Origin of the sequence: Micromonospora sp. AMSO12t (assembly GCF_008806585.1) — a bacterium.
Taxonomy (GTDB): Bacteria; Actinomycetota; Actinomycetes; order Mycobacteriales; family Micromonosporaceae; genus Micromonospora; species Micromonospora reichwaldensis.
Genome location: NZ_WAAS01000292.1, coordinates 1 through 7,564, shown reverse-complemented (window position 1 = coordinate 7,564; position 7,564 = coordinate 1). Strand labels below are relative to the sequence as shown.

Below are 7,564 nucleotides of genomic sequence, written 5' to 3'. Positions count from 1 at the left end.
AAGAGACAGGATCATGAAGTTGTTGTCGGCCGGCGCGGCGTGTCGCGGCGACAACTTCATGATCGACGGGGGTGGTCGGTCGTGATGTTCGAGCGGGTGGTCCGGCCGGGGTTGTTCCGGATCGGCGGCGGGGACGCCGAGGCGGCGCACGAGTGGACGTTGCGGCGGCTGGCGGGGTTGTCCCGCCGGCCGGCGGCGCTGGGGGTGTTGCGGGCCCGGTACGCCGTGCGGGCGCCGCGGCGGGTGTTCGGCGTCGAGTTCCCCAACCCGGTGGGGTTGGCCGCCGGGATGGACAAGGACGGCGCGGCCCTGCCGGCCTGGCCGGCGCTGGGCTTCGGCTTCGTCGAGGTCGGCACGGTCACCGCGCACCCACAGCCGGGTAATCCCCGGCCCCGGCTGTTCCGGCTGCCCGGCAGCGAGGCCGTGGTCAACCGGATGGGCTTCAACAACGCCGGCGCCGAGGCCCTCGCGGCCCGGCTCGCTGCGCTGCCGCGCCCGATCGGCGTGCCGCTGGGCATCTCGCTCGGCAAGTCCAAGGTGACCCCGCTGGACGAGGCGGTGGCGGACTACCAGGCGTCCTACCGGGCGCTGCGCGGGCACGGCGACTACTTCGCGGTCAACGTCTCCTCGCCGAACACCCCGGGGCTGCGCTCCCTGCAGGACCGGGCGCACCTGGACGCCATCCTGGCGGCGCTGGTGGGGGAGAAGCCGGTGCTGGTGAAGATCGCCCCGGACCTCACCGAGCCGGCGATCGCCGAGCTGCTGGAGGTCTGCCTGGCCCGGGGCGCGGCCGGGGTGATCGCCACGAACACCACGCTGGCCCGCGACGGCCTCGCCCCGGCGGACCGGGCGCGCGGCGCGGAGACCGGCGGCCTGTCGGGGCGCCCGCTCGCCGACCGCGCCCGCGAGGTGGTCGCCTTCGTGCACCGGGAGGCCGGCGGGCGGCTGCCGGTGATCGGCGTCGGGGGCATCGTGGACCCGGACGCGGCGGCCCGCATGTTCGACGCCGGCGCCGCCCTGGTGCAGCTCTACACCGGCTTCATCTATCGCGGCCCGGCCCTGGTCCGCGCCGCCGCCCGCGCCACGGGGACGGGCGGGTGACCCCCGAGGAGATCCTGGCCGCCGACCGGGCGCACGTGTGGCACCCGTACGCGGCCCTGCCGCCGGCGAGCGCGCCCTACGTGGTGGAGGGCGCGGCGGGCGTACGGCTGCGGCTGGCCGACGGCCGGGAACTGGTCGACGGGATGTCGTCGTGGTGGGCGGCGATCCACGGCTACCGGCACCCGGTGCTCGACGCGGCCGTGACCGACCAGCTCGGCCGGATGAGCCACGTGATGTTCGGCGGGCTCACCCACGAGCCCGCGGTCCGCCTGGCGGCCACGCTGGTCGAGCTGGCCCCGGACGGGCTGGAGCACGTCTTCCTGGCCGACTCCGGCTCGGTCGGTGTCGAGGTCGCGATCAAGATGTGCCTGCAGTACCAGCGGGCCGCCGGCCGGCCGGAGCGCCGCCGGCTGGGCACCTGGCGGGGCGGCTACCACGGCGACACGTTCCACCCGATGAGCGTCTGCGACCCCGAGGGCGGCATGCACCACCTCTGGGGCGACGTGCTGCCCCGGCAGGTCTTCGCCCCCGTGCCGCCCGGCGGCTTCGACACCCCGCCCGAGTCGGCCTACGAGGCGGCCCTGGTGGAGGCGGTCGAGCGGCACGCCCACGAGCTGGCCGCGGTCGTCGTCGAGCCGGTGGTCCAGGGCGCCGGCGGGATGCGCTTCCACCACCCGCACTACCTGCGGGTGCTGCGCGAGGTGACCCGGGCGCACGGCGTGCTGCTGATCTTCGACGAGATCGCCACCGGCTTCGGCCGCACGGGCACGATGTTCGCCGCCGAGCACGCCGGGGTGGTGCCCGACGTGATGTGCGTGGGCAAGGCGCTCACCGGCGGGTACCTGACGCTGGCCGCCACGCTCTGCACGGCGGAGGTCGCCCGGGGCATCTCCGCCGGCGGGGTGCTGGCGCACGGCCCGACGTTCATGGGCAACCCGCTGGCCTGTGCGGTCGCCAACGCCTCCCTCGGCCTGCTGCGGGCCGGCGGCTGGGCGGGGCGGGTGGCGAGGGTGCAGGCGGGCCTGCGGGCCGGCCTGGAGCCGTTGCGCGGCGCCCCGGGGGTGGCCGACGTGCGGGTGCTCGGCGCGATCGGCGTGGTCCAGCTGGACCACGAGGTGGACCTGCCCGCCGCCACCGCCGCGGCGGTCGCCGAGGGGGTCTGGCTGCGGCCGTTCCGCGACCTGGTCTACACCATGCCGCCGTACGTCACCGACGACGCCGACCTGGCCCGGATCGCCGCCGGGGTCGCCGCCGCGGTGCGGGCCGGCTGAGCCGCCGGTCACGGTCCGGCGGGAGTACGCGGGCGCGCGCGTTGCCCGCGACATGGAGCGTGCCCCGGCGGCGGACGCCCCGGGTGCCGAGGAGAGGGAGAGAACCGGATGGAGAGCTTCGGCGCCCGCCTGCACCGGGCCGTCACCGAGCGGGGTCCGCTCTGCGTCGGCATCGACCCGCACCCGGGGCTGCTGGCCCGCTGGGGGCTCGACGACGACATCCGGGGGCTTGACCGGTTCGCCCGGACGGTCACGGACGCCCTCGGTGACCGGGTCGCGGTGATCAAGCCCCAGTCGGCCTTTTTCGAGCGGTTCGGCTCGAAAGGTGTCGCGATTCTTGAGTCAACTATCCGACAGTTACGCGATGCCGGCTCGCTCGTTCTGCTGGACGTCAAGCGCGGCGACATCGGCTCGACCGTCGCCGCGTACGCCTCGGCGTACCTCGATCCATCCAGCCCGATCCATGTGGACGCGGTGACGGCGAGCCCGTACCTCGGTGTCGGCGCGCTCGCGCCGATGTTCGAACTGGCCGCCGAGCACGGCGGCGGGGTCTTCGTGCTGGCGCTCACCTCCAACCCCGAGGGCGCCGCCGTGCAGCGCGCGCGCACCGCCGACGGACGCACCGTCGCGCAGGCCGTCATCGACGAGATTTCCCAGCTCAACGCGGGTGCGCAGCCGCTCGGCAGCATCGGGCTGGTGGTCGGCGCGACCATCGGCGACACCGGTCACGACCTGTCCGCCGTGAACGGTCCGTTGCTCGCTCCGGGCCTCGGCGCGCAGGGCGCCACGGCGGCCGATCTGCGCGTCGTCTTCGGCTCCGCCCTGCCCGCGGTGCTGCCCTCGTACTCCCGCGAGGTGCTGGGCGCGGGCCCGGATCCGGACGCGCTGCGGGCCGCCGCCGACCGCGCCCTGACCGGCTGCCGGGCCGCCCTCGCCGCTGGTGACTGACTGACGGCTCGGTCACCTTTGTGAAGATCATCGCGCGTCCACGTTGCCGAATGCGCCGTCGACCGCTAGTTTTCCCCGCGCTGGGAACCACGGACCCCTTGGTTCACAGCGACACCACGTTTCACAGATGCGGCGGTGCGTCCCGCCCGTCGCGATAGGGACCTGAGGAGAACTGGTGCCGCTCCCGTCACTGACCCCCGAACAGCGCGCTGCCGCGCTGGAGAAGGCCGCGGAGATCCGCAAGGCCCGTGCTGAGCTGAAGGAGCAGCTCAAGCAGGGCAAGACCACCCTCGGAGCCGTCCTCGAGCGTGCCGAGTCCGACGATGTCGTCGGCAAGCTCAAGGTCTCCGCCGTGCTGCAGGCGATGCCGGGTATCGGCAAGATCCGGGCCACCCAGATCATGGAGAAGCTCAAGATCGCCGACAGCCGTCGCCTGCGTGGCCTCGGCGAGCAGCAGCGCAAGGCACTGCTTGGAGAGTTCGCCGCCAACTGAGGCTGGCTGCGTGTAGAAACAAGCAGTGAGCACGGATGACGAGGCGCGCCCGGCGGCTCGGCTCACTGTCCTGGCGGGGCCTTCGGGCTCCGGCACGGAGAGTGTCGTCGAGCGCGTCCGGGCGCGTTCTCCGTCCGTGTGGGTTCCGGTGCCGGCCACCACGCGTTCCCGCCGGGAGGGCGAGCTGGACGGCGTCGACCGGCTCTTCCTGACCCTCGCCGAGTTCGACCGGATGGTCGCCGCCGGGGAGCTGCTGGAGTGGAGCCGGGCCGGGCCGTACCGGCGCGGCACCCCCCTCGAACCGTTGCGCGCCCGGCTCGCCGCCGGGCAGCCGGTGCTGATCGGCCTCGACCTGGCCGGCGCGCTGCTGGTCCGGGCGGTGCTGCCCGACGCCCGGCTGGTGCTGCTGCACCCGCCGGGGAACCTCCCCCCGCAGGCCACCCCGGCCGCCTTCGAACACACCCTCGCGCACGACCTCACCGGGCGGGTCGTCGACGAGCTGGTAGGCTTGTCCGGTTCTTCTTTCCTGGCTCCGGCGCCACCGCACATGCGCGGTTGACCGCCAGCACCGCCAAGCGCGGTGCGATAGACGCAGAGGTTAATTCGTGGGATCCATCGCAAACCCCGAAGGCATCACCAACCCGCCGATCGACGAGCTCCTCGAGAAGACGACCTCGAAGTACGCGCTGGTGATCTTCGCCGCCAAGCGCGCGCGCCAGGTCAACGCCTACTACAGCCAGCTCGGTGAGGGTCTGCTGGAATACGTCGGCCCGCTGGTCGAGACCACGCCGCAGGAGAAGCCCCTCTCCATCGCCATGCGCGAGATCAACGCGGGCCTGCTCACCGCCGAGCCGACCGACCAGCCGTAATCCGCCCCGCGCCGATGTCCCCTCGGATCGTCCTCGGGGTCGGCGGCGGCATCGCCGCCTACAAGGCGTGCGAGCTGCTGCGGCTCTTCACCGAGTCGGGCCACCAGGTCCGGGTCGTGCCGACCGCGTCGGCGTTGCGCTTCGTCGGGGCCCCGACCTGGGCGGCGCTCTCCGGCCAGCCCGTCGCCGACGACGTCTGGTCGGACGTGCACGAGGTGCCGCACGTCCGGCTCGGTCAGCAGGCCGACCTGGTGGTGGTCGCGCCGGCCACCGCCGACCTGCTGGCCAAGGCCGCCCACGGCCTCGCCGACGACCTGCTCACCAACACGCTGCTGACCGCCCGCTGCCCGGTCGTGCTGGCCCCGGCCATGCACACCGAGATGTGGGAGCACCCGGCCACCGTCGCCAACGTCGCGACGCTGCGCTCCCGGGGCGTGCGCGTCGTCGAGCCCGCCGTCGGCCGGCTCACCGGCGCCGACACCGGCAAGGGTCGGCTGCCCGACCCGGCGGAGATCTTCGCGGTCGCCCGCCGGGCCCTCGCGCGGGGCGTCGGGGCTCCCGCCGACCTCGCCGGCCGGCACGTGGTGGTGACCGCCGGCGGCACCCGCGAGCCCCTCGACCCGGTCCGCTTCCTGGGCAACCGCTCCTCGGGCAAGCAGGGCTACGCCTTCGCCCGCTGCGCGGTGGCCCGGGGCGCCCGGGTCACCCTGATCTCGGCCAACGTCTCGCTGCCCGACCCCGCCGGCGTCGACCTGGTCCGCGTCGGCACCACGGGCGAGCTGCGCGACGCCACGCTCGCGGCGGCGGCAGACGCCGACGCGGTGGTGATGGCGGCGGCTCCGGCCGATTTCCGTCCCGCGACCTACGCGCCTGGCAAAATCAAGAAGTCGGACGACGGCAGCGCGCCCACCATCGAGCTCGTCACCAACCCGGACATCGCGGCCGAGCTGGGCCGGCGCCGTCGACCGGAGCAGGTGCTGGTGGTGTTCGCCGCGGAGACGGGCGACGCCGAGGCCAACGGCCGGGCCAAGCTCGCCCGCAAGCGGGCGGACCTCGTCGTGATCAACGAGGTCGGTCCCGACAAGGTCTTCGGCGCCGAGACCAACGCGGCGACGGTCATCGGCGCGGACGGTTCGGTCAGCCGGATGCCCGAGCGGTCCAAGGAGGACCTCGCCGACGGCGTCTGGGATCTCGTGGTGGCCCGGTTGCCCGGCCGTTCCTGACGGCTGGAAACGGGCACGACCGAAGAGGCCAGGCTCTGACGCGGATGACTACACTGCCGCGGAACGACTTCCACAATTTAGGAGTGCCGTGACACGCCGCCTCTTCACTTCCGAATCGGTCACGGAAGGCCACCCGGACAAGATCGCCGACCAGATCAGCGACGGCATCCTCGACGCCCTGCTCGCCGAGGACCCCCGCAGCCGCGTCGCCGTGGAGACCCTGATCACCACTGGTCAGGTGCACATCGCGGGCGAGGTGACCACCAAGGCGTACGCCGACATCCCGACCATCGTCCGCCGGACCATCCTCGACATCGGCTACGACTCGTCGAAGAAGGGCTTCGACGGCGCCTCGTGCGGCGTCAGCGTCTCCATCGGCGCCCAGTCGGAGGACATCGCGCAGGGCGTCGACAACGCCTTCGAGCTGCGTACCGGGGCGTCGGAGAGCGCGCTGGACGCCCAGGGCGCCGGCGATCAGGGCATGATGTTCGGCTTCGCCTGCTCCGAGACGCCGGAGTTGATGCCGCTGCCGATCGCCCTGGCGCACCGGCTGGCCCGGCGGCTCTCCCAGGTCCGCAAGGACGGCACGATCCCGTACCTGCGCCCCGACGGCAAGACCCAGGTCACGATCGAGTACGAGGGGCTGCGCCCCGTCCGGCTCAACACGGTCGTCGTCTCCAGCCAGCACGCGGCGGACATCTCGCTGGACTCGCTGCTCACCCCCGACGTGCGCGAGCACGTCATCGCCCCGGAGCTGGAGAGCCTCGGGCTCGACACCGAGGGCTACCGGCTGCTGGTCAACCCGACCGGCCGGTTCGAGATCGGCGGGCCGATGGGCGACGCCGGCCTCACCGGTCGCAAGATCATCGTCGACACCTACGGCGGCTACGCCCGGCACGGCGGCGGCGCGTTCTCCGGCAAGGACCCGTCGAAGGTCGACCGCTCGGCGGCGTACGCGACGCGCTGGGTGGCCAAGAACGTGGTCGCTGCCGGCCTGGCCGAGCGGTGCGAGGTCCAGGTCGCGTACGCGATCGGCAAGGCCCACCCGGTCAGCCTCTTCGTCGAGACGTTCGGCACCGAGACCGTGCCGGTCGCCTCGATCGAGAAGGCCGTCTCCGAGGTCTTCGACCTGCGCCCGGCCGCCATCATCCGGGACCTGAACCTGCTCCGCCCGATCTACCAGCAGACCGCCGCCTACGGCCACTTCGGCCGGGAGCTGCCGGACCTGACCTGGGAGAGCACCGACCGGGCCGCCGACCTCAAGTCGGCCGCGGGAGCCTGACCGGCACCAGGCGCAGCGACCGGCGACCCGCGGACGGGTCGCCGGTCGCTCGTGTCTGCGTCGACGTCCCCCTGGCCCACCTGGACCGCCCGTTCGACTACCTCGTCCCGGCCGAGCTGGACGCCGACGCCGTCCCCGGCGTACGCGTGAAGGTCCGCTTCGCGGGGCAGCTCGTCGACGGCTGGCTGCTGGAGCGGGCCGACGACTCGGGGCACACCGGTCGGCTGGCGTACCTGGAGAAGGTCGTCTCGCCCGAGCCGGTGCTCGCGCCGGAGGTCGCCCGGCTGGCCCGGGCGGTCGCGGACCGCTACGCCGGCAACCTCGCCGACGTGCTCCGCCTCGCCGTCCCGCCCCGGCACGCCCGCGTGGAGAAGGAC

Annotated in this window: 8 protein-coding genes and 1 pseudogene; all 9 read left to right on the top strand. The window is 73.6% G+C overall.

Features of this window, described 5'->3' with window-relative positions; translation table 11 throughout:
• Nucleotides 1-81 precede the first annotated feature (81 nt).
• Nucleotides 82-1,101 (top strand): quinone-dependent dihydroorotate dehydrogenase, encoded by a 1,020-nt coding sequence (locus F6X68_RS28190; protein WP_151457096.1) that lies wholly within the window; start codon nucleotides 82-84, stop codon nucleotides 1,099-1,101.
• Nucleotides 1,098-2,372 (top strand): adenosylmethionine--8-amino-7-oxononanoate transaminase, encoded by a 1,275-nt coding sequence (locus F6X68_RS28185; RefSeq protein WP_151457095.1) that lies wholly within the window; start codon nucleotides 1,098-1,100, stop codon nucleotides 2,370-2,372. Before F6X68_RS28190 ends, F6X68_RS28185 begins: the two co-directional genes overlap by 4 nt.
• Before the next feature lie 108 nt (nucleotides 2,373-2,480).
• Nucleotides 2,481-3,320 (top strand): orotidine-5'-phosphate decarboxylase, encoded by an 840-nt coding sequence (pyrF, locus tag F6X68_RS28180; protein ID WP_151457094.1) that lies wholly within the window; start codon nucleotides 2,481-2,483, stop codon nucleotides 3,318-3,320.
• Between the two features lie 175 nt (nucleotides 3,321-3,495).
• Nucleotides 3,496-3,813: an integration host factor, actinobacterial type gene (gene mihF / locus F6X68_RS28175; protein WP_007458370.1), complete on the top strand. Its 318-nt coding sequence runs from the start codon at nucleotides 3,496-3,498 to the stop codon at nucleotides 3,811-3,813.
• 25 nt (nucleotides 3,814-3,838) lie between these two features.
• Nucleotides 3,839-4,372: a guanylate kinase gene (locus F6X68_RS28170; RefSeq protein ID WP_151457093.1), complete on the top strand. Its 534-nt coding sequence runs from the start codon at nucleotides 3,839-3,841 to the stop codon at nucleotides 4,370-4,372.
• 46 nt (nucleotides 4,373-4,418) lie between these two features.
• Nucleotides 4,419-4,682: a DNA-directed RNA polymerase subunit omega gene (gene rpoZ / locus F6X68_RS28165; RefSeq protein WP_007075826.1), complete on the top strand. Its 264-nt coding sequence runs from the start codon at nucleotides 4,419-4,421 to the stop codon at nucleotides 4,680-4,682.
• Between the two features lie 14 nt (nucleotides 4,683-4,696).
• On the top strand, nucleotides 4,697-5,905 hold the full coding sequence (coaBC, locus tag F6X68_RS28160; protein WP_151457092.1) for a bifunctional phosphopantothenoylcysteine decarboxylase/phosphopantothenate--cysteine ligase CoaBC: 1,209 nt from the start codon (nucleotides 4,697-4,699) through the stop codon (nucleotides 5,903-5,905).
• A gap of 88 nt (nucleotides 5,906-5,993) precedes the next feature.
• Nucleotides 5,994-7,187, top strand: coding sequence for a methionine adenosyltransferase (gene metK, locus F6X68_RS28155; protein WP_091632919.1), 1,194 nt, complete (start codon nucleotides 5,994-5,996; stop codon nucleotides 7,185-7,187).
• Nucleotides 7,184-7,564 (top strand): annotated as a pseudogene (locus F6X68_RS28150) (primosomal protein N'); the annotation flags it as partial. The gene metK and the pseudogene F6X68_RS28150, both read left to right, overlap by 4 nt.